At 40.1% G+C, this 24240-nt stretch carries 22 protein-coding genes and 5 pseudogenes; 15 read left to right on the plus strand and 12 right to left on the minus strand.

The window, feature by feature from the left end:
* Positions 1–3: 3 nt before the first annotated feature.
* Positions 4–765, plus strand: a complete 762-nt coding sequence (locus B9L23_RS08720) for a DUF4391 domain-containing protein (RefSeq protein WP_089097379.1) — start codon at positions 4–6, stop codon at positions 763–765.
* Positions 766–778: 13 nt separating this feature from the next.
* A pseudogene (locus tag B9L23_RS08725) lies at positions 779–1486 on the plus strand (site-specific DNA-methyltransferase); the annotation flags it as partial.
* A gap of 583 nt (positions 1487–2069) precedes the next feature.
* On the opposite strand, the gene istB reads toward B9L23_RS08725, so the two are convergent.
* The 4 genes from istB to istA are packed head-to-tail and all read right to left on the minus strand — an operon-like array spanning position 2070 to position 4357.
* Positions 2070–2828 (minus strand): IS21-like element helper ATPase IstB, encoded by a 759-nt coding sequence (gene istB, locus B9L23_RS08730; protein ID WP_089097380.1) that lies wholly within the window; start codon positions 2826–2828, stop codon positions 2070–2072.
* A gap of 1 nt (position 2829) precedes the next feature.
* On the minus strand, positions 2830–3039 hold the full coding sequence (locus B9L23_RS20955) for a hypothetical protein (protein WP_245842332.1): 210 nt from the start codon (positions 3037–3039) through the stop codon (positions 2830–2832).
* On the minus strand, positions 3027–3392 hold the full coding sequence (locus B9L23_RS20960; RefSeq protein WP_245842334.1) for a Mu transposase domain-containing protein: 366 nt from the start codon (positions 3390–3392) through the stop codon (positions 3027–3029). Before B9L23_RS20960 ends, B9L23_RS20955 begins: the two co-directional genes overlap by 13 nt.
* Positions 3389–4357, minus strand: coding sequence for an IS21 family transposase (gene istA / locus B9L23_RS20965; RefSeq protein ID WP_245842336.1), 969 nt, complete (start codon positions 4355–4357; stop codon positions 3389–3391). The genes B9L23_RS20960 and istA overlap by 4 nt, the downstream gene beginning before the upstream one ends.
* 216 nt (positions 4358–4573) lie before the next feature.
* Here istA and B9L23_RS08745 point away from each other — a divergent pair, with 216 nt between their 5' ends.
* The 6 genes from B9L23_RS08745 (at position 4574) to rbsK (ending at position 10114) form a co-directional block, all read left to right on the plus strand.
* The gene (locus B9L23_RS08745; RefSeq protein WP_089097381.1) at positions 4574–5101 is read left to right on the plus strand and encodes a hypothetical protein; all 528 of its coding nucleotides are present in this window, start codon (positions 4574–4576) and stop codon (positions 5099–5101) included.
* A gap of 170 nt (positions 5102–5271) precedes the next feature.
* On the plus strand, positions 5272–5670 hold the full coding sequence (gene rbsD, locus B9L23_RS08750) for a D-ribose pyranase (RefSeq protein WP_089097382.1): 399 nt from the start codon (positions 5272–5274) through the stop codon (positions 5668–5670).
* Between the two features lie 36 nt (positions 5671–5706).
* On the plus strand, positions 5707–7203 hold the full coding sequence (locus B9L23_RS08755) for a sugar ABC transporter ATP-binding protein (RefSeq protein WP_089097383.1): 1497 nt from the start codon (positions 5707–5709) through the stop codon (positions 7201–7203).
* Positions 7196–8176, plus strand: coding sequence for an ABC transporter permease (locus tag B9L23_RS08760; RefSeq protein ID WP_089097384.1), 981 nt, complete (start codon positions 7196–7198; stop codon positions 8174–8176). The genes B9L23_RS08755 and B9L23_RS08760 overlap by 8 nt, the downstream gene beginning before the upstream one ends.
* A 19-nt stretch (positions 8177–8195) precedes the next feature.
* On the plus strand, positions 8196–9158 hold the full coding sequence (locus tag B9L23_RS08765) for a sugar ABC transporter substrate-binding protein (protein WP_089097385.1): 963 nt from the start codon (positions 8196–8198) through the stop codon (positions 9156–9158).
* 20 nt (positions 9159–9178) lie between these two features.
* Positions 9179–10114: a ribokinase gene (gene rbsK, locus B9L23_RS08770; RefSeq protein ID WP_089097386.1), complete on the plus strand. Its 936-nt coding sequence runs from the start codon at positions 9179–9181 to the stop codon at positions 10112–10114.
* A 231-nt stretch (positions 10115–10345) separates the two neighbouring features.
* On the opposite strand, the pseudogene B9L23_RS19975 reads toward rbsK, so the two are convergent.
* Positions 10346–10450: pseudogene (locus tag B9L23_RS19975) on the minus strand (IS982 family transposase); the annotation flags it as partial.
* Positions 10451–10560: 110 nt separating this feature from the next.
* On the opposite strand from B9L23_RS19975, the gene B9L23_RS08780 reads away from it, so the two are divergent.
* Positions 10561–11844, plus strand: a complete 1284-nt coding sequence (locus B9L23_RS08780; RefSeq protein WP_089097388.1) for an IS110 family RNA-guided transposase — start codon at positions 10561–10563, stop codon at positions 11842–11844.
* 801 nt (positions 11845–12645) lie between these two features.
* Here the strand turns inward: B9L23_RS08780 and B9L23_RS08785 are convergent.
* On the minus strand, positions 12646–13089 hold the full coding sequence (locus B9L23_RS08785; protein ID WP_089097389.1) for a hypothetical protein: 444 nt from the start codon (positions 13087–13089) through the stop codon (positions 12646–12648).
* A 355-nt stretch (positions 13090–13444) separates the two neighbouring features.
* Positions 13445–13558: pseudogene (locus B9L23_RS21675) on the minus strand (DUF6431 domain-containing protein); the annotation flags it as partial.
* A gap of 525 nt (positions 13559–14083) precedes the next feature.
* On the opposite strand from B9L23_RS21675, the gene B9L23_RS08795 reads away from it, so the two are divergent.
* Positions 14084–14539, plus strand: a complete 456-nt coding sequence (locus tag B9L23_RS08795; protein WP_015863660.1) for an OsmC family protein — start codon at positions 14084–14086, stop codon at positions 14537–14539.
* Between the two features lie 339 nt (positions 14540–14878).
* Here B9L23_RS08795 and moaD read toward each other — a convergent pair whose 3' ends face one another.
* From moaD to B9L23_RS08825, 5 genes and pseudogenes are all read right to left on the minus strand, one after another.
* Positions 14879–15109, minus strand: coding sequence for a molybdopterin converting factor subunit 1 (gene moaD / locus B9L23_RS08800; protein ID WP_015863661.1), 231 nt, complete (start codon positions 15107–15109; stop codon positions 14879–14881).
* On the minus strand, positions 15106–15576 hold the full coding sequence (locus tag B9L23_RS08805; RefSeq protein ID WP_089097391.1) for a molybdenum cofactor biosynthesis protein MoaE: 471 nt from the start codon (positions 15574–15576) through the stop codon (positions 15106–15108). Before B9L23_RS08805 ends, moaD begins: the two co-directional genes overlap by 4 nt.
* Before the next feature lie 394 nt (positions 15577–15970).
* On the minus strand, positions 15971–16993 hold the full coding sequence (gene moaA / locus B9L23_RS08815; RefSeq protein ID WP_089097392.1) for a GTP 3',8-cyclase MoaA: 1023 nt from the start codon (positions 16991–16993) through the stop codon (positions 15971–15973).
* A gap of 14 nt (positions 16994–17007) precedes the next feature.
* A pseudogene (locus B9L23_RS08820) lies at positions 17008–17189 on the minus strand (hypothetical protein); the annotation flags it as partial.
* A 611-nt stretch (positions 17190–17800) separates the two neighbouring features.
* Positions 17801–18283, minus strand: a complete 483-nt coding sequence (locus B9L23_RS08825) for a GyrI-like domain-containing protein (RefSeq protein WP_089097393.1) — start codon at positions 18281–18283, stop codon at positions 17801–17803.
* A 423-nt stretch (positions 18284–18706) separates the two neighbouring features.
* On the opposite strand from B9L23_RS08825, the gene B9L23_RS08830 reads away from it, so the two are divergent.
* The 5 genes and pseudogenes from B9L23_RS08830 (at position 18707) to B9L23_RS08850 (ending at position 23896) form a co-directional block, all read left to right on the plus strand.
* Positions 18707–20062 carry an arsenic transporter gene (locus B9L23_RS08830; RefSeq protein ID WP_089097394.1) on the plus strand — a complete coding sequence of 452 codons (1356 nt, stop codon included), beginning with the start codon at positions 18707–18709 and terminating at the stop codon, positions 20060–20062.
* 298 nt (positions 20063–20360) lie between these two features.
* A pseudogene (locus B9L23_RS08835) lies at positions 20361–20888 on the plus strand (hypothetical protein); the annotation flags it as partial.
* Positions 20875–21177, plus strand: coding sequence for a hypothetical protein (locus B9L23_RS08840; RefSeq protein ID WP_081189955.1), 303 nt, complete (start codon positions 20875–20877; stop codon positions 21175–21177). The pseudogene B9L23_RS08835 and the gene B9L23_RS08840, both read left to right, overlap by 14 nt.
* 224 nt (positions 21178–21401) lie before the next feature.
* Entirely contained in the window at positions 21402–22355 is a 954-nt protein-coding gene (locus B9L23_RS08845) for a carbon-nitrogen hydrolase family protein (protein WP_081189802.1), read from the plus strand.
* Positions 22356–23257: 902 nt separating this feature from the next.
* Complete coding sequence (locus tag B9L23_RS08850; protein WP_089097395.1) at positions 23258–23896, plus strand: phosphatase PAP2 family protein; 639 nt, start codon at positions 23258–23260, stop codon at positions 23894–23896.
* Positions 23897–24240 lie beyond the last annotated feature (344 nt).

Here is a 24240-nt window from a genome sequence, read left to right on the forward strand (position 1 = left end):
GCGGTGGCTGGATTCACATTTTATGCTAGAATAGGGCTGGACGATAAAGTCCGCCCTTTACATAAGAAGTTGGATAAAAAAATGTTTTACGATTTCGCCGATTTAACGAAAAAGGAAAAAGACTATATTACGAAATACATCGATCGGATCGAGCTAACGTATTTACTGACTCCGAGTGTGGTGAATATCCAGCCATTCATCAATGAGGATTACCATTACGAAGGAGTTATGTTTATCACGATTCGATTAAGAGACGAAACAAAGGACTCCCATCTTCCTGTCATTGGAGAGATTATTCAAGGAGCATTGCCAAACCCTGTCGTCATTGTATTTGAAAAAGAAGGAAATATTCAGGTTGGTACGTGTTTAAAGCGATTGAACAAAATCGATAAAACACAAGTTGTTTTAGAGGAATTTGCGTATACTCCGTGGTTTTCATCCAACAGTGATGATGAAGCGGTTCAGCAATTTATTGATGCGGTTCACATAACAGCGCTATCTTTTTCCCACTTCTTTCGGTTTTATCAAGACATTCATATCGCGGTACAGGCGTTTCAGCACGCGAAAGCGGTCGGCGCGTTTTACATTGCTACTGACGAAGAATCGCGTCAACTGATTGCGCAAATTGAACAAGCGGAAGCGGAAATTGCGAAATGGAAAAACAAGATTAAAAAAGAAACGCAGTTTAACCGGAAAGTAGAGTATAACATGAAAATTCAACAGCTAACGAAACAAATCGAGCAGTGGAAACAACAGTTACAATGAAAGGGGAAGCATGATGGAAAAACTAGATGGAAAATCGATGGATATTGTAAAAGCGAATATCGAGGCGTTAAAGCAACTATTTCCGGACGTGGTCACCGAGGGAAAAATCGATTTTGAAAAACTAAAACTGATTCTTGGGGAAGAGATCGAAGCACGCAATGAAAAATATGAATTCACATGGCATGGCAAAACACAGGCGATGAAACTCGCGCAAACGCCGTCCACCGGCACGCTGCGGCCGGATAAAGCATCCAGCAAAAACTGGGATACGACTGAAAATCTCTATATTGAAGGGGATAATTTAGAAGTATTGAAGTTATTGCAGAAATCGTATTTTGGGAAAGTAAAAATGATATACATTGATCCACCTTACAATACAGGTCACGACTTTGTTTATAAAGATGATTTTCGCGATAACATAAAAAATTATAAAAAAATAACGGAGCAAAATAAGAAGGCAAACACTGAATCTAATGGTAGATATCACACGGATTGGTTGAATATGATGTATCCAAGATTGAAATTAGCAAGAAATCTTTTAAGCGAGGATGGTGTAATCTTTATTTCAATTGATGATAATGAGTATATGAATTTAAAAAAAATTTTAGATGAAATATTTGGTGAAGATAATTTTATCGCAACTTTTGTTTGGAGGCGGAGAGCCTCTTCTGCAATGGCTGATAAATTAGTTTCAAAAGATCATGAATATCTTTTGTGTTATCAAAAAAGTAATTTTTCAGCATTTAACGGACTTGAAAAAGATTTCAGTAATTTTACTGTAGATGAGCAAATTCACTGACATAAATTGACAACTAAACAAAAAAGGAGACATGAACCCGATTCCTTGGTTAGAATAGATGTACCACCAACTATCCACAAGGAGGTTCATGTCTCATGAATAGCGATGGATTTTCTCTTCCGAAATAATTCACAAAAAATTTAGCACATTCTTTCAGAAAAGGGGAGAGGGCTTTCTGAAGGAATGTGCAAAAAAATGGCTCTTTTGTTCCGAAATAAAGTGATAATTTACATCTATAGCTCATTATATGGTGGGTTTATTGATTTGGTCCAAAAATTTGAATTAGAAGCATTGGAGCAATTTTTTAAATCGAAAAGATGTAATCTTGTAATATGTTTTGAAGACTCTTGGAATTTTGTGTTTTTGTCAATAATAAATTGAGCCAGAGCGATCACTTCAAAAGTGAGCCACTTTTAGAATCAGAGTTTCCATAAATGGGAGGGGATGGGGGTTTGGATTACTTGCCCCTAGGGGCAAGTAATCCAAACACTTCGCGCGCGTCTGGCTACCACTCCCCATTTTCCCTCTGTTTCATACTTTGACGGAAACGATAAGATTCTCCGTTAAGCAGAAGAATGTGCGAACGGTGAGTGAGCCGATCAAGCAACGCTGCTGTCATCTTTTCATCCCCAAAAATGTTCGTCCATTCTACAGATTCAAGATTGGTTGTAATGATGACACTCGCACGTTCATAGCGATTGGAAAAGAACTGAAATAATAGTTCTGCTCCTGTTTTAGAAAAAGGGATATATCCTAGTTCGTCCACGATGATCACATCATATTTGAGCCACTTCTTCTCAAACGCGCCAAGTTTGTGCTCTTCTTTAGCGATTAGCAGCTCTTCCACTAGCCCGGAAGCCGTAATGAATTTGGTTTTGTAGCCATTTTGGATCATGTCGATTCCAAGCCCAATAGCTAAATGGGTTTTCCCTGTACCACTATCCCCTAGAAAAATAATATTCTCTTTTCTCTCTACAAACTCCCCTTTTGCGAGTGTGAGAAATCGGTTTCGATTTAAACTTGGCATGAAGGTAAAATCGTACGTGTCTAACGCTTTATGAACGGGAAAGGCTGCTTGTTTGAGCCTTCGTTGCCGTTGATTTTCCTCTCTTGCCTGGACTTCTGCTTCTAAGAGTGCCAATAAATATTCTTCGTACCGCAGATTTCTTTCCTCTGCCTCTCTTGCGAGAGAGCGATATTGTTTCGCAATCGCAGGCATTCTCAATTGCTTCGTGATATGGTCTAAAAGAATTTCTGTTGTCATTTCATCTGACCTCCCGCGTTAATTGTCCGTATTGAGCTACATTTGCCTTTTGAACTTTGTAATCCAGTAGGCTTACAGGCGTTTTCTCCTCGGATAGAGCTTGAACTTGCAAGCGGTTATTCGTCAGCTTTTGAATGATGTCATGGACGACTTCATACCGATAGACTTGCGTTTGTTCAGCTTCCCGTAATGCTTGTCTCAATGTTTCCATACCGATTTCCCGATGAAGAGGAGGAGTCGGATAAATTTACGGTCTCCCGCGGCTCCTTCCTGTTCCCTCATTTTTCGGTGAAAACGCCGAAACACATCCGGAATGTCAGATGATTGAAAGGCATGGGCATCCCGAATCGCTCGCGGTTTTTTTATGAATGCCTCCAGATAATGATCCAAATGGGTGATCATCTGGTTTCGTTCGTAAGAACGAGGATGTTCAGCGATCACTTGATTTTGAGCCACAACGATCACACGATCGACAAAAATTTTTGCCCATACCGCTTGGCCTACATAGCTGCAAGGGACAGAATACTGATTGGTCTCCACTGTAATTAAAGATGTCTTGTTCACCTGGCAAGAGACCAACCGGCAAGCTTCAAATTTCTTCTCAGGAAGTGGATGTAGATACTCCTTTTCTTTCGCCCACATTTGCGCAACCATCTTTTTGGTGTACGGAACGGTTTTTTCTTCCGCCTCTCGCAAACACCAGCCCAATAGATATAAGCATTTAATTCCTCCAGCGATTGTACGTCCGGAAGCGGAACAAGGGCGTTTCTTCTCACATATCCAACCGTCACTTCCACTCGTCCTTTTTCATTCCCGGAACGCACATTGCAAAACTCTGCTTTAAACAAATAGTGGGTTTGTAAAGCGAGAAACGCATCCTGTTCTAGCCGATCTCTCCCTTGGAGTATTTTTACGACAGCCGTTTTTAAGTTATCAAATCCCCCCTCTATCGGTACTCCTCCAAAGAATTCAAACGCATGGACAAAGCCATCTAGGAAAGCCACTTGTTTCTCGTGCAGGTAGGCTCGTACAAATCGCATCCGACTTGCCGAAAGTTGCATACAAAAGAGGTAAATCCGTTGTGTTCGCCCCTGTAGAATAATATCCGCCTCTCCCCAGTCGAATTGGAATTGGTGGCCGAGTTGAAAATCAAGGGGGATAAAGACTTCCTGCAGCTTTTTCTTGCGTTTGGCCACAACCTTACGGATGTTGGATTCAGATCCTTTGAAATCGTACTCATCGACCAATCTTCGATAAATCCTAGCAGCTGTATGACGTTGTTTGCCCCATCGTTTTAGATCGTCTTCGAGCCATTGATCAATAATGGGCAAGACTCGCTTTGTTTCATCGGAGTATTCCTTCCCACTATAGCTGTTCTGCCGACGAATGGTGGTCGGAGCCTCATTCTGTTTGAGATATTTGCTTACGGTATTTCTTGAAATCCCTAATTTTTGGGCAATTTGTCGTTGGGATAGCCCTTCTACCTCATGTAAGAATTTGATATAATGAAATTGAGCCATCTTGATCATCCTTTTTTCTCTCCCTCTGATGAAAAGTTTCGGCACTTTACCATCATAAGGGGAGATAATGAAAATTGGAAATCAGGTGGCTCATTTTTTATGTGATCGAACCCTTCAAAAGTGGCTCAATTTTAAATTATCAAATACAAATTGTATTTTTGGTCATTGTATATATGAAGTACAGTTTTTCAAAACGGCAAATCCCAAAAAGAGAGGAGAAAGGAAATGACTAACATTTTGTCACAGTTAGATTATTACATAGAAAGATACGAATCAGAAGTCAATGTTGATGAGCGAGTAAAGCGAGCGGATGAGCTTCTTGAGGAATTTCAACAAAAATATTCATTGGATCGGTTTAAGACGATGACGTTGAGCGAATATGCTCTTGGGAAAGGGGGAGAAACATATAGCTGGTGGATTGAATATTACTCAGATGCTTTAGGAAGTATTAAGGGTGGAAATGCGAAGAAACATATTATTTATTACAGTAAGGATAAAGAAGAATGGATTTTTCCAGATCAATTTACCAATGAATTGGAAGCATGGGAAAAACTTCGGAGTGATTTTATCCAATTAATCGAACAATTTGGCGAAGGAATTGATAGCAGCAATCTATTATATCGTTCTAACATGGTAAAAACAAAAACACTTTATCTATTGAGTCAGTCAAGATTTTGTGGGAACTTTTTTGGTTCGCTGAAAACAGGTGTAAGTCATAGATTGGCGAACCATTTTTTTGAATTTTATCCGTAAGCGCTTTCGAACTCTCATCCCTTGCCATGACAGCGCACCCATGGACTGTTAGATATCGACAAAAATTCAAAAGTATGTGATGAGTTTTGTCGAAAAATATTTTTTTGGCACCCCTAAGATGCCAAGAAACCTTGATATATCAACATTTATAGAGGGAGGAAAATCAATTTATGAAAAAGGGTGGTATTTTAAATCCAAAAATTAACCAATTAATTTCTGAAACAGGTCACACAGATATGATTGTGATAACGGATGCTGGTTTGCCGATCCCCGAAAATGTAACACATCGCATTGATTTAGCTCTAAAGGAAGGAGTGCCAGGGTTTTTAGAAACACTTGATACGGTTCTAGCAGAATTACAAGTCGAGAAGGTGATTTTAGCTGAAGAGGTAAAAACCATTAGCCCAGAAATGAACGAAGAAATTTTAAAGAGATTTCCGAACATCCCTGTGGAATATGTACCGCATGTTGAATTTAAGCAAAAAACAAAGAGTGCAAGGGGCTGCATTCGAAGCGGTGAATTCACTCCTTATGCGAATGTCATTTTAGTGGCTGGGGTTGTTTATTGAATTTGACATCAGATTACTCAGAAAGAGGGGGAAACAGTGGGTAAAACTTTATTAGAAATGAAAGAGATTACAATGGAATTTCCAGGAGTGAAAGCTCTTGATAAAGTTTCTATTAAAGTACACGAATCTGAGATACTTGCTTTATTGGGGGAAAATGGGGCTGGAAAATCCACGTTGATGAAAGTATTGGCTGGAGTGTATCAACCAAGCAACGGACAAATTTTTATCAATGGCGTACCAGTGAAGATTGAAAGTCCTAAGCATTCGCAAAATTTGGGAATTAGTATTATCTATCAAGAATTCAACTTAATTCCATATATGAGTATTGCCGAGAATATATTTATAGGACGAGAGCCACGTAAAATAAAAGGAGTCTTAAATCGAAAAAAGATTAACGAAGAAACAAGGCGGTTGCTAGATAAAGTGGGACTAAAGCATTTGTCGCCGGATTCATTGATTTCTGAATTATCCGTAGCTGAACAACAACTAGTTGAAATTGCAAAAGCGCTTTCTTTCGACTCTAAAATTATCATTATGGATGAGCCCACAGCGGCCCTAAATGACGAAGATACTAATAAACTATTAAACATTATGAGAGACTTAAAGCAACAGGGAATGGGAATTATTTTTATTACACATCGATTAGAAGAAGTAGAAGCAGTAGCCGATCGTATCTCGGTTCTAAGAGATGGACAGTACATAGGAAGTGAACTAATAAAAAACGTGACTAGAGATGATATGATCAAAATGATGGTAGGGCGTGAGCTCACAGATTTATTTCCAGAAAAAGTGGATGCTACCGATGAAGTCGCACTTGAAGTAAAAAATTTAAATGTACCAAGGACTCTCTACGATATTAATTTTACTGTACATAAAGGTGAAATAGTAGGTATTGCAGGATTGATGGGATCCGGAAAAACAGAATTATCCAGAGCTTTATTTGGATTATACAAAAACATGAAAGGGACTGTAAAAGTTTATGAGAAAATAGTTAGAACTCCAAGGGAAGCCATTGACGCAGGAATAGCATTAGTGACAGATGATAGAAAACAAGAAGGTCTTGTTCTTGGATTATCTGTTTACGAAAACTTGCTTTTACCTGCTTATCGCAAAATATCCAAATTCGGCATTTTGCAAAAAAGAAAGAAGGACGAAATTGTGAATCGTTGGATTAAAGACTTAAAAATAAAAGTTCACGATCCGAAAGTTGAAGTGAAAACATTGAGTGGAGGAAATCAACAAAAAGTTGTATTAGGAAAGTGGCTTCAAATGAACCCGAAAGTGTTGATTCTGAATGAACCGACTAGGGGGATTGATGTTGGAGCCAAAGCTGAAATTTATCAAATAATGAAAAGGTTTACAGAGTATGGTATAGCGATTATTTTGATTTCTTCTGAAATGCCAGAGTTACTTGGCATGAGTCATCGGATTTTAGTAATGAATGAAGGTAGAATTACAGCAGAGCTAAAAGACGTAGAAGCTACTCAAGAAAAAATTTTTTATTATGCCTCTGGGGGTGGGGTGAATGTATAGTGTACCTACTGTAAAAAAAGAAGATAAAAAAATAAGTAGCAACTGGATGAACCTTATCGAAAAATATCGCGTTTTACTAATTTTTATCGTTTTATGTTTAATTGCGGGAACACTGTCTGATGTTTTTTTCACAATGAATAATGTTATGAACGTGTTAAGACAGGTTTCCATTGTTGCCATCATTGCAAGTGGTATGACCCTTGTCATTCTTATTGCGGGAATTGATTTGTCTGTTGGTGCAGTGATGGCTTTTTCGGGAGCTATTTTAGCCGGTATATTAACGGCTGGTTTACCACTTCCAGTTGCTGTATTAGCAGCTTTAGGAATTGGACTCCTATTTGGGGTTTTTAATGGATTCGTTGTTGCTAATTTTGGAGTACCGTCTTTTATCGCTACTCTTGCGACCATGGTTATTGCGCGTGGTATGACCCTTGTTTATACAAATGGCTATCCATTGGTTATTAGTCACGAAACATATCGCTTTATAGGAAATGGAAACTTTTTAGGAATTCCAATTCCTATCATTATCATGTTTTTTATATTCGGGTTTATGTATTGGATGCTTAAATGTACAAGTTTTGGTCGTTATATCTATGCGATCGGCGGTAATGAAGAAACTGCTATATTAGCAGGAATTAATGTTAAAAGAATTAAAATTGCTGTTTTTGGTATTGCTGGTTTATTATCGGCCTTATCTGCTATCATTTATACCTCAAGATTGATGTCTGCACAGCCAAATGCGGGAACTGGCATTGAGTTAGATGCTATAGCAGCTGTTATTATAGGGGGAACTAGTTTAGCAGGTGGAAGGGGAGGAGTGGCAGGGACGTTAATTGGAGCTCTTATTATGAGCGTATTAGATAACGTTTTAAATTTAATGAACGTGTCTCCTTTTTATCAAAGTATTGCTAAAGGTCTTGTTATTTTAATAGCTGTTTTGGTGGATAGTAAGTTTTCAAAAATAAAAAAATAAAGCTATGGGGGTAGAGGAGATGAAAAAAATCTTTTCAATGTTGACCATTCTTGTGGTTATTGTAGCTCTTGTTGGATGTAGTATGGATAAGGAAACTAGTAGCACAACCAATGCAAAAAAATCTTCTCATGACGGTTCTTTAAAAGTAGGTTTATCTATGAATACATTAAATAACCCTTTCTTCGTTGCTGTTAAAGAAGGCGCAGAAGCTCAAGCGAAAGAAAAAGGAGTAGAATTAGTTGTGACAGATGCACAAAACGACCCAGGTAAACAGTTAGCAGATGTAGAAAACCTTTTACAACAAAATATTGATATTTTAATTATTGACCCTGCAGATAGTGATGCGATTGCTGAAGCAGTTCGAAAAGCAAATGATGCAAAAATTCCCGTATTCACAATTGATCGCCAATCAAATGGAGGAAAAGTCGTTACTCATATCGGATTTGATGCGATTAAATCAGGAAAGATCGCAGGTAACTTTTTAAAAAAGGCTTTAAATGGAAAAGGAAAAATTGTTGAGATCCAAGGAATTCTAGGAACGAATGTAGCGCAATTAAGAAGTAAAGGATTTAATGAAATTATGGAGCAAACTCCTGGATTTGAGGTAGTAGCAAGACAATCAGCAAACTTCGATCGTGGTCAGGCGTTAAAAGTGATGGAGGACATTCTTCAAGCACATCCAGAAATTGATGGGGTTTATGCTGCAAATGATGAAATGGCACTAGGTGCTTTAGCCGCTATTGAGGCTGCAGGACGTCTTGACGAGATTGTAGTAATTGGTTGTGACGCTGTAGATCCTGCTTTAGAAGCAATTAGACAAGGAAAATTAGAAGCAACGATTGCAGAACCGCCTTTCTTCCTTGGTAAAGAAGCTATTAACACAGCATTAAAAATTTCGAAAGGTGAGAAAGTAGAAAAAGAAGTGATTTTAGAGTCCACTTTAGTGACTAGAGAAAATGTTGATCAAGTAAAGACTAAATAATTTTATCCAGGGGGATAATTATGACAAAGATCGTTGTAGTTGGAAGTTATGTAGTCGATTTAATGTGCAGAACACCACATTTTCCAAAACCAGGGGAAACGGTACTCGGTGGTCCATTTAAAATGGGTCCCGGTGGGAAAGGTGGGAACCAAGCAACGGCTGCAGCTCGTTGTGGGGCTCAGGTGACCTTTATTACAAAAGTAGGTCAAGATATATTTGGAAAGGAAGCGTTAGAACATTTTCAGAAAGAAGAGATGAATACAAAGTTTATTAAGGTGGATTCCGAAGAACCGACAGGTACGGCACTTATTACTGTTGATAAAAATGGTGAAAATAGCATAGTTGTTGCTTTAGGAGCATGTGGGAAAATTACTGAAGCAGATGTAATGGAAGCAGAAGAAGTCATAAAAGATGCAAATATTGTTTTACTGCAGTTAGAAACAAGTATTGAAGCTGTTGTGACATCCGTGAAGTTAGCACAGAAATACAATGTACCTGTCATTTTAAATCCTGCACCTTACCAGGAGTTCCCAAAAGAAATTCTTAAGTACATTAGCTATATCACTCCGAATGAGACGGAAGCTTTCGAGTTGAGTGGTATAGAAGTGAAAGATCCTCAGACAGCGTTAGAGGCGGCCAAAAAGATTTATCATATGGGAGTTCAATCTGTCATTATAACAATGGGGGGACAAGGAGCATTTCTCTATACTGGAGAGAAAGAAGGGAAATTTATTCCGAGTTATAAAGTGGAGGCAATTGATACGACGGGAGCTGGAGACGCCTTTAATGGTGGGTTAGCCTATGCATTAAGCAAAGGAAATTCAATTATAGAGGCTGTGCAGTTTGCTAATAGTGTAGCTGCTTTGTCTGTAACAAAAATTGGGACTGCGCCAGCTATGCCATATAAAGAAGATATTGAAAACTTTTTAAGAGGAAAAGGATTGTTGGTTCCATGACAGAAATAAATTGTATGATTGATCATGCATAGGGAGCTAGAAAAATTGTATTAAAAAACGGACATTGTATGTGTCCGTTTTTTTAATGTTATGTGTTGAGAAAATAACTTATAAGTGTAATCAACAGTGATAAAATGGCTCTTACATATATTTGGTGAATGGCTTCCTATCATCCTTATTGTACAGTATACTTATATGGAAATTATATGTACCCGTGGTGCTAGTTGAGTCTTAACGCTCAACTAGCCCAAGAACAACAAGCGAGTAAGCCAGTAAAATACCATCCAGTGCCGTTTCAAATCCAGAAACCGAGTTCGCTCGAATCTCGGTGATCCGAGGAGCATTCCTGTTAGAAAGGTTTTCGGGGACTTGAAAGAAAAAAGCCCTCTTGGTATGATGCAGGGGTGTCAACAAACACCTAACATCAGACCAAGGAGGACTATACAATGAATTATACACAAAATCGCAAAATTGAACAAGTCACCGACCAAACGTTAGTGATTGGAATGGACATTGCCAAACAAAAACATTATGCGTCAATGGTTGACGCACGAGGTCGGGTGCTGAAGAAGCTGTTTCCTGTGATTCAATCGAGATCCGGATTTGAACAGTTCTATGCGTCGATACAAGAAGCGATGAAGGAATTTGGCAAAACCGAAGTCATCGTCGGAATCGAGCCGACCGGACATTACTGGTTGAACCTCGCCTACTTCCTCGAGGAAAAAGGGATCCCGTTGGTGATGGTCAACCCGATGCATGTCAAACGGTCAAAAGAGCTCGACGACAACTTGCCAACGAAGCATGATGCCAAAGATGCTCTTGTCATTGCGAAACTGGTCAAAGACGGACGTTTTAGCTATCCACGTATTCTCCATGAGGTGGAGGCGGAATTGCGGGCAGGAAGTACGTTTCGAGAGTCGTTGACAAAAGAGTTGAATGCCGTCCGAAATCAAATGATTCGTTGGCTCGATCGTTATTTTCCTGAGTTTGTGCAGGTGTTTCCGTCGTTTGGCAAAATGGCATTGGTGGTGTTAGAGAAAACGCCATTTCCGATGGACATTGCGAATCAGACCGTAGAGGGGCTAATGGAGCGTTATCGGCAAAGCGAGACGCTAAAATGCCCACAGAAGCCGAAAGTGCAAAAGCTGTTAGAGGTGGCCCGCCATTCGATTGGGATAACAGAAGGACAACAGATGGCCCGTATCGAAATCGCCACGCTTGTCCGCCGATATCGCCAATTGGAACAAGAGATCGCAGCCCTCACAGAAGAGTTGACGGCACTCGCTCAAACAACCGCCGAATACGAATGGCTCCAAACGATCCCAGGGCTAGGAGATGCGACGATCATTGAACTGTTATCGGAAATCGGAAGCTTTGCCCAGTATCAAGATTCGAGGCAACTAATCAAATTGGCGGGCTTGACACTGAAGGAGAACTCGTCAGGGCAACACAAGGGGCAAAAACGAATCTCGAAGCGAGGACGAAAACGGCTACGCGCCCTTCTATTTCGGGTGATGATGCCATTGATTCGCCATAATGAGGCTTTCCGTCAGTTGCACGAGTACTATACGACACGCCCAATCAACCCGTTGCGTAAGAAGCAATCGATCGTCGTGTTATGTGGCAAGCTATTGAAAGTACTATACGCGGTTTGTGTGAAACAGCAAGCATTTGATGGGGAACGAATGATTCAAGATATCTTTTCCCAATCCCAAGCACAGGCAGCCTAGAGTCGCCTTCTTTCGCAAAAAGAACTGTCTGAACAACCAGATGACACGGAGAAGCTGGCACAATTTCATCCATTCGACCTAGAGTCCCTTAAGGAGCTTAGCCGGCCTCTGCCTGGTGAAGAGACCGAACGAAGGAATGTTGGCACAAGGATGCCCAGAGACATGGGAGGGTTCGTCCTCATCAGTTGTGCAGAGATCCAAGGTGCATCGCATACACATCCCCCCACTGGAGTGAAAAATACAAAAATACCCAGTGGCCGCGAAGCGCACCCATGGACTGTTAGATATCGACAAAAATTCAAAAGTATGTGATGAGTTTTGTCGAAAAATATTTTTTTGGCACCCCTAAGATGCCAAGAAACCTTGATATATCAACATTTATAGAGGGAGGATCGGTATACTTCTTTTAGACATAGGTAGGGTACTCCTTTCTCTAAGATTTTTGGTCCAATCAGAGAATACCCTACCTTTTTTCTTTTGGTCTAGCAAAATGCTTTACACAAAATTTTATACATCATCATTGATGCCCCCTATAAATATTACGGATAAATTATGAATGCTTGATGATTAATAGTTCTTCCAAAGAAGTTCTTTTAATTTATTGAAAAATTCTTTAGCTAACGAAGTCTATTGAGCGAAAAGAGAATCTTGTTTTGTATGGAGGAATAAGTACGGGTAAGACGCATTAGTGACAGCAATTGGTGTAGATCCCTATAACCAAGGGAAAAGTGAAATTTTATCCGAAGCGATTGAAATCATCTCTATTTGGATTTGAATTCTGCAACCCAAGCGCCAATGAAATTAGTATATTACACCAAAGTGTTTCGAAGCACAACTATGGCAAGTGCTTTTATCAAACCGATGTTCTGCTGCTACTCTTTTTCCGCAAAACTGGCATTTTCGATATTGCCTTTTTCTTGAGTTTATGGTCTTCATCAGTAACTCAAATATTTTCTCTTTCATTTCTTCTTCCCCAAGACTTCTTAAACTATCGAGCGGAGTTGAGTATTTTGGATAAATAGAGGGATAAGGAGCGGGCATGTATCCATCCCATTGAGTCGCTTCAAACCCGAATTCCATTTCCTCTGTTGTTTTACGTACATAAACTTCAATTTCCGGGTCATATTCAGGATTGTCGAGTTTGAAATAAAGGGTTGTTTTATAAACTGGATCTGAGTCGTACTGGAAAAAGCTGAATTGTTCATTAATCCATTTCAAAACCTTATCTTTTGTGTTATGCTTCATGTTCCACTCCCCAAGTCAATTTATTTTTGTATATATAACTTTACTTAAGCAAATTCGTTAAAATTTACAAATAAACAAAAAACGAGTATTTATTCAGCAAATCAAGAATGTTATTATGTTCACGAAAGAAAAAGATACTCTGTCGAGAAACAAAGATAATTACTAATCGGAGTAGCATCTGAAGAAGCGTTACAATATGAAATTGAAAGCATTAGTAGCATCTATAGTGTAAATTAGCACATTATTTCAGAATCCCTTTTTCAAATTATTTCAGGCGGATTCGGAAATAATGTGCAAAATTTTTGCGGATTGTTCCGGATTTTGCACATTCTTTCGGAACGTTTGCACGCTCTTGTAACGGGCGCTTGGCCCGACAATGCGGACACTGTGTCAGAAGAGGGAAGTCGTTTTCTTTTCCACGCTCTGCATACGTTTGGACGTCAATGCCAAAGTCATGAAATTGAATCACGTCCTCCTCCCCCTCCTCTGAACCGATGGATTTTCTCTTCCGAAATAATTCACAAAAAATTTAGCACATTCTTTCAGAAAAGGGGAGAGGGCTTTCTGAAGGAATGTGCAAAAAAATGGCTCTTTTGTTCCGAAATAAAGTGATAATTTACAGTAACATTTTCGATCTTCGGTATGCGTGCCTCTATCTGCTTCTTCACCTACACTTGCAGGATTTGATGTGGGACCTATTCTAGAAGTTTTACCAATCATTCATCTCTTATTAATCTTAATCATCTGAGAAAAAGTTTGCTATTTAAGGAAATATGTATTGTGCCATGATGGCATTCCTCCTTATATTTGGCGTTTTTTGCGCACTATATTAAAGAGAGAGCAGCATGGCTCATTTTCTGTTTTTCATATATAGGCTTAACTGATTCATAAAACAAGGCAAAATATGACTTGAAATTTTTCTTTACACCCGAACATTAATTTTTTATAATTTAATTAATTCCGATAAATTTACTTAACTAAAGGAGGAGAGGGCATGGCTAAAGCTTCTACATTGTTTAAAGTGTCCGCTAAAGGTAAATGGGAATCAGGCGTCAAAACCAATATTTCTATACGAAATTTTCCTACTTTTTCTATGGATGAACCAGCAGAATTAGGAGGAGTGGATGCAGCGCCAACTCCACTGGAATATGTAGTTGCAGCTTTGAACGGTTGTAATGGAGTGATGATTCCATTAGTTGCGAAAGAATTAGGATTTACTTTCTCGGGAATTGATTTTGAAGCGACAGGCATCATCGATACCCGGGGACTAATGGGGGAAGAAGGCGTTCGCACGCATTTCCAAAAAGTTCGTTTCCAAGTGAATATACAAACCGAAGAAAGTGAAGAAAGAATTGAGCAGCTGAAAAATGAAGTGGAGAGAAGATGTCCTGTATTGAATCTTTTGCTGGATGCCGGGATTCAAGTGGATACAAAATGGAGCAAGAAATAATAAGATCTAAAAAAGGGGTGGATGTGTGCCATCCCTTTATTTTTTCGTGCGCTCAGCTAAGGTAGGGGATTGATGTTAGTCGAGATATAGGCACAACGAATAGGGATGTAAATTATTTTCAAAATTTCGGCCACAGGGCAAAGAAAACGGAGCTCTTTGGGAAAAGAGCCCCGATTCATTGCCTTTCTTAAGTAGTTTTAACTTCATTTAAATAGCGCCGCTCGTTACAACAAATATCGGGCATCCAATGGCAACGAGCGCGATCATTATTATTCCATGATAACCGCTTATCCATTGTTTTTACATAAAAAGTGCTTCCAAGGATTTTGGAACAATCTCTCACCCTCCGCTTACCGGTGGGATAAAGGCAACGATATCACCAGGCTGAAGTGTTTGATCATCGCGGGCATATTCCTCATTCACCGCGACCATCACTTGTTTCAGATCAATGTGATAACGCTTTTCTACTTCCTGCTTTAATGCATTTACCGTTTGAGGAACGTTAGGCAGCACAACGCGCTCCTCTCCAATTGCTTCCTGTAAATGCGCAAAAAAGAGCAGTGTGATCATTGTAAATCCTCTCCTTCCGGCTTTCCTGTTGGATACGCTTTCGTCCCTAATTGATTGCCAACCCATTCCGTTCCATCTTCCCAATGTTCTTTTTTCCAAATCGGAACGATTTGTTTAATGCGCTCAATCGCGTATCGGTTTGCCTCATACGCGTCGTTGCGATGCGGCGACGAAACGGCGATGGCGACAGCGATATCGCCGATATCCAGCCTGCCGATTCGGTGCGTAATCGCCACTTTCGTTTCCGGCCATTTTTCGCGAATTTCTGTCCCAATTTGCTCTAGCATTTTTTCCGCCATCGATACGTACGCTTCGTATTGTAAAAATAAGGTCCGCTTTCCGTTTGTCCATTCGCGCACCGTTCCCATGAACGTTGTCACCGCTCCGGCTTCGGGACGCATCACTTTTTTTACCACATTCTCAATGGAAATCGGCTTGTCCGTAATCATAAAAAGACGTTCATTCATTGTTTTTCTCACCTCATTAACCAATGTAAGTCATTTTCTTCATCATTAATGAAAATAAAAGGATATGGAATAAAAGATAGCTACGAAGAAGATTCCTACGTAATAATATTAGATAACTGTGCCAGCGAACCCCAATCTGTCTTAGTTTCGCAGCATGATTCATGTTTGCAGCCCTCGACAAACACGAAATCAAGCGGCAAAAGTTCATATTAATATTGGCTGCTGTTTTTTTGTTTATTGCATGCTTGTTCCAACTATATGATATTATCAAATTTTTCTGTCAATTTTTCAACTAATTCTCCTAATATATTTTATTTCGCGTGTTCTTTATGAAACAGAAGCATCCCAATAAACAACAACCGGACTGCTCCACTAACGAGAAAGTCTAGTTTGTTTATCCGCCAATATAAGACATTTCAATTTTTTTCCGCGTTTTTGCTGTTTGCTCCGTCCGTTCATCCGAGTAGCGGTCTGTCCGCATGTTCCATGTCGATGCAATCATTTTCTTTATTTCTTCTTTATCGGCCCCGGAACGCAGTTTTTCTTTTAACGAAACACCGCTTGCAGCAAACAAGCACGTATATAGCGTGCCATCGGCGGAAATGCGCGCCCGAGTGCAGCTTTGGCAAAACGATTCGGTCACCGAAGTGATAAAGCCGACTTCCACGTTCGTGCCAACATAGCGGTAGCGGCTTGCCACCTCGCCGAAGTAGGCTTTTTCCACCGGCTCAAGCGGATGCATTTGCTGCAGGCGTTCATACATTTCTTTTTTCGTTACCACATGGGAAAAATCCCAGCCGTTTGTCGTGCCGACGTCCATATATTCAATAAAGCGGAGGGTAATGCCTCGTTCTTTAAAATAGTTCGCCATCGGAATGATTTGCGAGTCGTTCATTCCCTTTTTGACGACCATGTTCACTTTGACGCCAAGCCCGGCTTCCCGCGCTACTTCAATCCCTTTTAACACCGGCTTAACCCCAACGCCAACCCCGTTCATCTTTTTAAATACTTCGTCATCTAACGCGTCCAGGCTGACATTGACGCGCTTTAGCCCCGCTTCTTTCAAACGTTTTGCCCATTTCACTAAATGAATCCCATTCGTAGTAAGAGCGATATCGCGAATGCCGGAAATGTGCGCCAGCCGTTCTACTAATAAGTCTAAGTCGCGTCTTAACAGCGGTTCTCCCCCGGTGATGCGAATTTTTTCCACCCCAAGTTCCGCAAAACTTTCCGCAAGCAGCACCATTTCCTCGATCGTTAATAATTCGTCTTCACGCAAAAAACGGAAATTCGGTCCGAATATTTCTGCCGGCATGCAATATACGCATCGGAAATTGCACTGGTCTATTACTGAAATGCGCAAATCGCGAAGCGGACGGTTCCACTGGTCGGCAATCACCGATTGACCTTTTCCCATACCGCCTCCTCCTTTCATTCAATTGGACTTAAAGATTCTCGCACATATAAGAAAAACAACGACATCATCATGGCCACCCATGCCTGCGCTAAATTCATTTCTCTCAATTCTATTGACACATAATGGCTGTCGAAATCGTTTGTGTCTTTCCTGGAATATTTCCCGCAAACATCAATGTAGCGCCGAATTCGCCAAGCTGAGGGAAAATGCAATATGATCAACGCATGAAACATCGATAACCAAAATTCAATCGGTTAAAAATCTCTTTCAACAAAACTATGACATTTTCCTGTTTGCTATAGAAAATAAGAGATAATGTTACGACGTTACTCACATTGTAACCCATGATGATGTTGCAAAACTAGTGTAAAAAATCGAAGTTATTTATATGGATGCAACATTATCACTGAAATCCGCACCATCTTGGCTGTTTCAGTTCGTCATTCTTTAATGACCCTGTTAAAAATAAATGTTGATTTTCGCGCCGTTCAGTTCCTTAAGGAGAAAAAGAAGTGAAACTGAGAAGAAGATCTTCGTATCATTGATCGCCAATTCGCAAAAGGGAAGGTGAGTCATGCGGTTTTTATAACCTTATAACAGCTGATGCAAGTAAGATGAAAGTGATGAAAACAACTTCTTTCATTTTATTAAAACTTATTAAAACTCCTTCCTTTGTTTGAAAAGGAAGGAATTTTTGTGCAAAGACGTGTAGAAGGGCGCGGCATGAAGTGGAGCATACGAAGTATCAAGTGATTCGCTGACAGATTATGGAATCCTGGTGACTTATAACTTTTCATATGTTCCTGTTTATTTTACTGGTATCCAGATTTCGGAATAAAAATCAGGGCTCAAGGGATTTTCGTCTGTATATACTTCTAATGCTGGTGTGCCTGCATGCTCATAACTACTGGATGGAAGCCATTCTGAAAAAATTTGGTTCCATGCCTTCTGCATAGCATCTGGCATTGGCCCATGAACTTCAAATACAACCCATTTAGATGCGGGCACTTCAAATTTCAATAATCCGTCGGGGGTGTCACCATCATATTCTGTGGCTACCCAATAATCCATTACTTGCTTCGATTGGGTACCGCTATTAGTGACACATACACCCAGCACACCTTTAATTTGACCATTGTTCAACTTCAATAATAAATCGACTGTTCCATCCTCATTAACTTCATCCCACAGTTTTGGAATACCTACAAGATTCTCCCCATTAACTAATGAAAATTCTCGCTTGATTCCTACTACTTGAAAACTATCTCTTTCAATAACTTTGTATTTCATTGGTTCTGCTCCTTTCAGGATGTTTTTTCATCAGGCTCTCTTTCCTTTAAAAGTAAGTGAGAAAAATCTTACCACGCTCCGAATTATCTTCTGTTTTTTATGAAATTCCATAAAAAACAAAAGATAATTCTTATTATGTTGCATTCGTTTACGTTTAGCCAATTCTCCAGCAAGTAAGTTTTCTGATCCTCTGCCATCCCAATTCCTAAACATAACAAATCATTTATAGTCATTAGTCTCTACTATACATTTATCTATAGTCATTAATCTCTACCGTACATTTTTACTAGAGAGACAAGAGTACATATTAGCGAAATTAGGTCTATTATCCAAGCCCTTTCTGATAGGGATGAATATAAATGTGGTAAATCCGATTGATAGGGTTAAATGGCTCAGACCCTTAAAAAACAGGGAGGAAGAATTATGAGTTTTGAAATTGGAATGACCATTTTCGTGTTCATCATGACGATGCTCGTCATCTTTTGGAGGCCAAGAGGCTTAAACGAAGCATGGCCGGCGTCGATTGGCGCGGGGATTATTCTACTAACAGGCATTGTATCCCGTAGTGATATTTTGGATATTATCCATAAAATCGCCGGCGCCTCGATTACCATTATCGCAACGATTGTCATGGCCGTCATATTAGAAAGTTTCGGTTTTTTCCACTGGGCAGCCGCACGGCTTGCCAGTTTGGCCAAGGGTTCGGGCTATCGTCTATATTGGTACATTCAGCTGTTATGTTTTTTGATGACCCTTTTATTCAATAACGATGGCAGCATCCTGATTACGACCCCGATTTTAATTTTACTCCTAAAAAACCTCCGGCTAAAACCGCGTGAGCAGATCCCGTATCTCTTAAGTGGAGCATTGATCGCAACAGCTTCCAGCGCGCCGATTGGGGTAAGCAATATCGTCAATCTAATCGCATTGAAAATTGTGGATATGACGCTTTATATGCACACGGCCATGATGTTTGTGCCGGCAACGTTAGGGTTGTTGTTTATGTCTTGTCTGATGTACGTAGTAGTAAAGAATAAATTGCCAAAAACATTGCCAAATTTCTCCGATGATATAGAGGGAATCTTTTTTACTAAACATTTTCATCCATTGAAGAACACCATTTCCGTGGAAACGAAACGCAAACGCACCCAATTTATGTTGAAGGTCTTGCTGTTTGTCTTTGTGGTTCGCTGCCTGCTCTTTGTCGCTTCTTATTTCTCTATTCCCATTGAAATCGTTGCGGTGCTTGGATCATTCATCATGCTGGTGTGGAGATGGTATCATTTGCGCACCAATTCCGTTGACATCTTGAAAAAGACTCCTTGGCACATTCTTATTTTTGCCTTCTCTATGTATGTCATTATTTACGGGCTCCATAACGCGGGGCTGACAGCGATGCTGGTGAAAATATGTGAACCGATTGTAAACCAGGGATTGTTCTACGCGAGCTTTATCATGGGGGGATTAGTGTCCGTTCTATCCAACTTCTTTAATAATCACCCCGCTTTAATGATCGGAACCATCACCTTGACGGAAATGGAATTGGATCCTATTACATTAAAGACGATCTATCTCGCCAACATTATTGGCAGTGACATGGGATCGTTGTTATTGCCGATTGGAACGCTTGCCTCCCTGATTTGGATGCACATCCTAAAACAAAATAAGATAAAAGTAACATGGAAAGATTATTTAAGCGTCTCGTTGATTGTCATACCATTCACAACCGTTGTCACATTGTTTTTACTATTCTATTGGGTGCAAATGGTTTTCGCCTAATGAAAACTAAATACCATATTTACGTTTACTTAAAGAAACTTGCCACAACAAAACCCCTTGATATATAAGGGGTTTTTCTCGTTTTGCAGGGTGTTAGTGAATGCAAAACACCTTTAATTAGGAAAAAACTGTATTGTTGGAGTATTTGCTGCCGTAAAAATGAAATATCATAAGGTTTACATTCAGATTAATCTGTAAAAAATGTTAAAGAAGATAATCACCTTTAAATACGAAAGCTCGGAGGAATTTTGTTGATTGAAAATTTAAAGGAGATTCTAGAAATTTACTTCGATCAAAGGATGCGCTCATTAAGTTTAAGAACATTTTAGAACCTACTGTTGAACAAGCAAAAGATGCCCATGAACGTCTTTATTGGCACCATATTTACGAAGAGGAAGTGCATCGTTTGGACCGTTTGAAGGCGCTATTGCCGAAACTGCAAGCGCAAGTTCAAAACAAGTCTTCTCTTTATTTTGCACTGATCGGAAAAGGGACAGGCTGGCTGTATTTCATGCAGGCGGTCATGCTCGGAATCATCTGGGCGGCTGTTTTTTCCACACAAGGGACATTATTCTCTGAGCTGTTTCCAACCAAAGTCCGTTATACTGGGTTATCGGTTGGTTATCAGTTTGCCGCGGCCATTGTTGGTTTTGGACCTACGATTTGGACTTCAATGGCGAAAAAATTCGGTCCATCGCCGTGGATATTTGGCGGGTTCATGATGGCGGGGCTTGCTCTCTCCTTGGTACTAAGCGTGTTTGTGCCTGATACAACAAAAACGGCTACCTCGCACTACGATGAAAGCGTGAATATTGTTAAAAGCTGACGAGCCGGCTAGATCGAAAATCGAACGAATCACTTTGATCGTTATTCTGGCAATAAAATTAATGGCTTGGGAGATTACTCCCTTCACCAAAAACGCCGTGATCCCTTTTGTAACAAGGGAAGCGGCGTTTTTGCTTTTTTACATTGTGGATTCGGATGGACATTTGGTATGGATGCCTAAACCTAGACTGAAGGCACGTTATTACAAAGGTGGAGAAAAACAAGGCAGAAGTATTTTCTTTTCTACTGTTTTTCATACGCTATTTGGTAGTATTTTCTTTCAAAATTAGCTAAAATAATTATATAAATATTAAAAAAATAAAAATTATTTTTGTCAAAGCATAAATATGAATTGGCTAGTGTTCAGAAAAAAGTACGAGGAAGGAGTCCGGTTTCTATTTCTATTTGATATAGTTGGAAGCATAGCGCTTGCAAGCGCTTTGACCCATACATAAGTCAATAGTTAACAAGAAAATTTTATAATTAAAAACTAGGAAATAAAGGGGAGTTTCAAATGACCAACCAACCATCTAACGTGCGTGTAGCTGTTGTGCAAGCCGCTTCCGTGATTATGGATCGAGAAGCAAGTACAGAAAAAGCGATTTCGCTAACGCAACAAGCTGCAGAAAAAGGCGCAAATATCATCGTATTTCCGGAAGCTTTCATTCCAGCTTATCCAAGAGGGCTTACTTTTGGAACGACGGTCGGAAGCCGTTCACCAGAAGGACGAAAAGACTGGCTTCGTTACTGGGAAAACTCGGTAGCCGTACCAAGCGAAACAACAGAACTATTAGGAGAAGCAGCCCGTAAGGCGGGAGCCTATCTCGTTATCGGTGTAGTGGAAAGAGACAATGAGTTTAGTAGAGGCACTCTTTACTGCAGTGTTTTATTTTTTGGACCAGACGGCACTTTGCTTGGAAAACATCGAAAGCTAAAACCAACAGCCTCTGAACGAATCATTTGGGGAGAGGGGGATGGAAGCACGTTGCCTGTTTTCGATACCCCATACGGAAGGATAGGGGCGTTGATTTGTTGGGAGAACTATATGCCATTAGCGAGAGTAGCGATGTATGCCAAAGGGGTTCAAATTTATATTGCTCCAACGGCAGATGCTAGAGAGCTCTGGCAGTCTACGATTCGTCATATTGCAGCGGAAGGAAGATGTTTTGTACTGTCCTGCAATCAGTATGTCACGAAGGATATGTACCCGACTGATTTAGCCTGCTATGAAGAATTGGCCTCATCTCCTCACGAGATGTGCGTTGGAGGAAGCGCCATTGTAGGTCCATTAGGAAACTATATTAAGGAGCCTGTCTATGGCAAAGAAGACATTCTTATAGCCGATTTGGATTTGCGTGACATCGCCTATAGTCAATTTGATTTTGATGTAGTAGGGCATTACTCCAGGCCAGATGTATTTCAGCTTTTAGTGAATGAAGAGAAGAAAGATAGTGTAAAATGGGTATAATCTTACATTTCGCAACTGTAATTTTTGGTGAAGTGGTAGTCTATTCGTGAGGCATGAACCTCCTTGTGGAATGGTATGGTGACACATCTATTCTAACCAAGGAATTAGGTTCGTGTCTCTTTTTTATTTGTCTGTAGAGAATATGCTTTAGTACAGTTTCTTATTAATTGCTGGTTCTACTCACGCGCGTTCTTTAGCGTGGATTCAATGAAGCAATTAACAGTTCGGAAGAAATCTAAATATGGAATTTTTCATCTTTGTGACATGATTCGACAATATTTAAATAACCCGTGGTGCTAGTTGAGCGCTAAAGCTCAACTAGCACCACGGGTATCATTATATAATTGGTGAATGATGTATTCTTTCTCCGTCATATTCATCTTCCTTCAAAATAAATACTGTTTATAGAAAATATGGAATCCCATTATATATTTTACACAGCGTTTGTTTTCCAAGAAATACGAAACAGGGAAATTAAGGATTTGGAATCATTTTCTTCATAAAAATATGATAAAAAATACCCATTTGATTTTTGAAAAAGTTATTCAATCATCCTGTGTTTGAAAAAGAAACGCTTCTAAATGAGTTCGTGTGCCCGGTATAAGTGCAGTCTGTAGGAGGATGGTCCTGAGTTGTAAAGGAGGAAGCAGCTGTTAATATGGTGCAAGAGTGTCCGTGGCAACGCGGAATCGGGAGGAAGCGGGCGCAAACTTCCGGTTTGAGAGACACCATAGAACGGTACGTACGGTGGTGTGAGACGGTCAGGAGCAGCCTAAGGACAATTGCTAATGTTGTATCATAAAAGGTTTTTAAGCTGTCTTATATGATTACAAGATTTTATCTAACAAATGACTAAAGTTGGGTTATAATTTAGATGAAAAATAAAAGCAAGGAGCACGAACATGAACAAATGTCTTCTATCTGTATCTGCACTTAGTTTTCTTCTGTTTCTTGCCATATGGGCCGCGGTGGAATCGGGAGCAACCAATGCGATGGATGAGCGGCTGCTGCAAATGTTTGATTCATGGGACTGGTTGGATGGCTTTACGATATTAGGTTATGGCTATTTCATCGGCATTGCGAGCATCCTGCTAGTGTTGTTTTTATGGCTTCGCAAGCGCGATTATTACGGCATGGTGCTTGTGTTGGTCGCTGTCGGCGGCGGTTACGGGCTGAACACGTTCATTAAGGATCTTGTCGGGCGGGCGCGGCCGCCATTTGCGCAAGGGGTGCACGGGTTTAGCTTTCCGAGCGGCCACGCCATGGTCGGCAGCATTTATTTGTTGTTAATCGCGTATTTTCTAAGCAAAGAAGTAAAGAAAGCATCCCAGCGATGGATGATTTTTTTCATTTTTGGTCTTCTTGCGTTATTGATAGGGCTTAGCCGCTTAAGCCTTCAAGTTCACTACCCGTCTGACGTTTTGGCAGGGCTTTTGTTAGGGATTGCTTATCTCTTCGCTTGCATTTCCGTTTACCAATTTTTTGTAGTGGAATGGATCCGTGCGAAGCAAAGGGAGCATTCAAAGGATGGGCAACATTGATTCGACAACGAAAGCCATGGATTTCCGTTGTTCACGTTTGTGAATGGAAGGTTAATCAAGAAGCCCTCATCTCGAAGCCGAGGGCAGATGGAGGAGGAAAGCGATCAAGCCTCGTTTCGTCGGCATGAGTAGGCAAGCAGGGGGGGCGTAGTGTTGTGAGAAACGTATATTTTTGTTTAGGAAGCTTGGTTTCTGTATGGTAAAATGGAAAGCAAAGAGTATTACATCAGAAACCATCTTTCACTATAAAATTTCCTTATGCTGTTTTTTCTTCGCGAAAGAATTTCCCCGATTGGTATGGAGGATAAAAAGTCTAGTCGTTTTCCGTCTAGACTTTTTTTCTC

The organism is Parageobacillus galactosidasius, assembly GCF_002217735.1.
In the GTDB taxonomy this organism is placed as follows: domain Bacteria; phylum Bacillota; class Bacilli; order Bacillales; family Anoxybacillaceae; genus Parageobacillus_B; species Parageobacillus_B toebii.

What these genes read in the sequence shown, in the direction of transcription:
- istB (WP_089097380.1), bottom strand. Translation starts at nt 2,828, where the DNA reads ATGACAACAGAAATTCTTTTAGACCATATCACGAAGCAATTGAGAATG.
- rbsK (WP_089097386.1), top strand. Translation starts at nt 9,179, where the DNA reads ATGACAAAGATCGTTGTAGTTGGAAGTTATGTAGTCGATTTAATGTGC.
- B9L23_RS08785 (WP_089097389.1), bottom strand. Translation starts at nt 13,089, where the DNA reads ATGAAGCATAACACAAAAGATAAGGTTTTGAAATGGATTAATGAACAA.
- B9L23_RS08825 (WP_089097393.1), bottom strand. Translation starts at nt 18,283, where the DNA reads ATGAAATACAAAGTTATTGAAAGAGATAGTTTTCAAGTAGTAGGAATC.
- B9L23_RS08745 (WP_089097381.1), top strand. Translation starts at nt 4,574, where the DNA reads ATGACTAACATTTTGTCACAGTTAGATTATTACATAGAAAGATACGAA.
- B9L23_RS08795 (WP_015863660.1), top strand. Translation starts at nt 14,084, where the DNA reads ATGGCTAAAGCTTCTACATTGTTTAAAGTGTCCGCTAAAGGTAAATGG.
- B9L23_RS08850 (WP_089097395.1), top strand. Translation starts at nt 23,258, where the DNA reads ATGAACAAATGTCTTCTATCTGTATCTGCACTTAGTTTTCTTCTGTTT.
- B9L23_RS08760 (WP_089097384.1), top strand. Translation starts at nt 7,196, where the DNA reads ATGTATAGTGTACCTACTGTAAAAAAAGAAGATAAAAAAATAAGTAGC.
- B9L23_RS08780 (WP_089097388.1), top strand. Translation starts at nt 10,561, where the DNA reads ATGAATTATACACAAAATCGCAAAATTGAACAAGTCACCGACCAAACG.
- B9L23_RS08765 (WP_089097385.1), top strand. Translation starts at nt 8,196, where the DNA reads ATGAAAAAAATCTTTTCAATGTTGACCATTCTTGTGGTTATTGTAGCT.
- moaD (WP_015863661.1), bottom strand. Translation starts at nt 15,109, where the DNA reads ATGATCACACTGCTCTTTTTTGCGCATTTACAGGAAGCAATTGGAGAG.
- moaA (WP_089097392.1), bottom strand. Translation starts at nt 16,993, where the DNA reads ATGGGAAAAGGTCAATCGGTGATTGCCGACCAGTGGAACCGTCCGCTT.
- B9L23_RS08805 (WP_089097391.1), bottom strand. Translation starts at nt 15,576, where the DNA reads ATGAATGAACGTCTTTTTATGATTACGGACAAGCCGATTTCCATTGAG.
- B9L23_RS08845 (WP_081189802.1), top strand. Translation starts at nt 21,402, where the DNA reads ATGACCAACCAACCATCTAACGTGCGTGTAGCTGTTGTGCAAGCCGCT.
- istA (WP_245842336.1), bottom strand. Translation starts at nt 4,357, where the DNA reads ATGATCAAGATGGCTCAATTTCATTATATCAAATTCTTACATGAGGTA.
- B9L23_RS08830 (WP_089097394.1), top strand. Translation starts at nt 18,707, where the DNA reads ATGAGTTTTGAAATTGGAATGACCATTTTCGTGTTCATCATGACGATG.
- rbsD (WP_089097382.1), top strand. Translation starts at nt 5,272, where the DNA reads ATGAAAAAGGGTGGTATTTTAAATCCAAAAATTAACCAATTAATTTCT.
- B9L23_RS20955 (WP_245842332.1), bottom strand. Translation starts at nt 3,039, where the DNA reads ATGGAAACATTGAGACAAGCATTACGGGAAGCTGAACAAACGCAAGTC.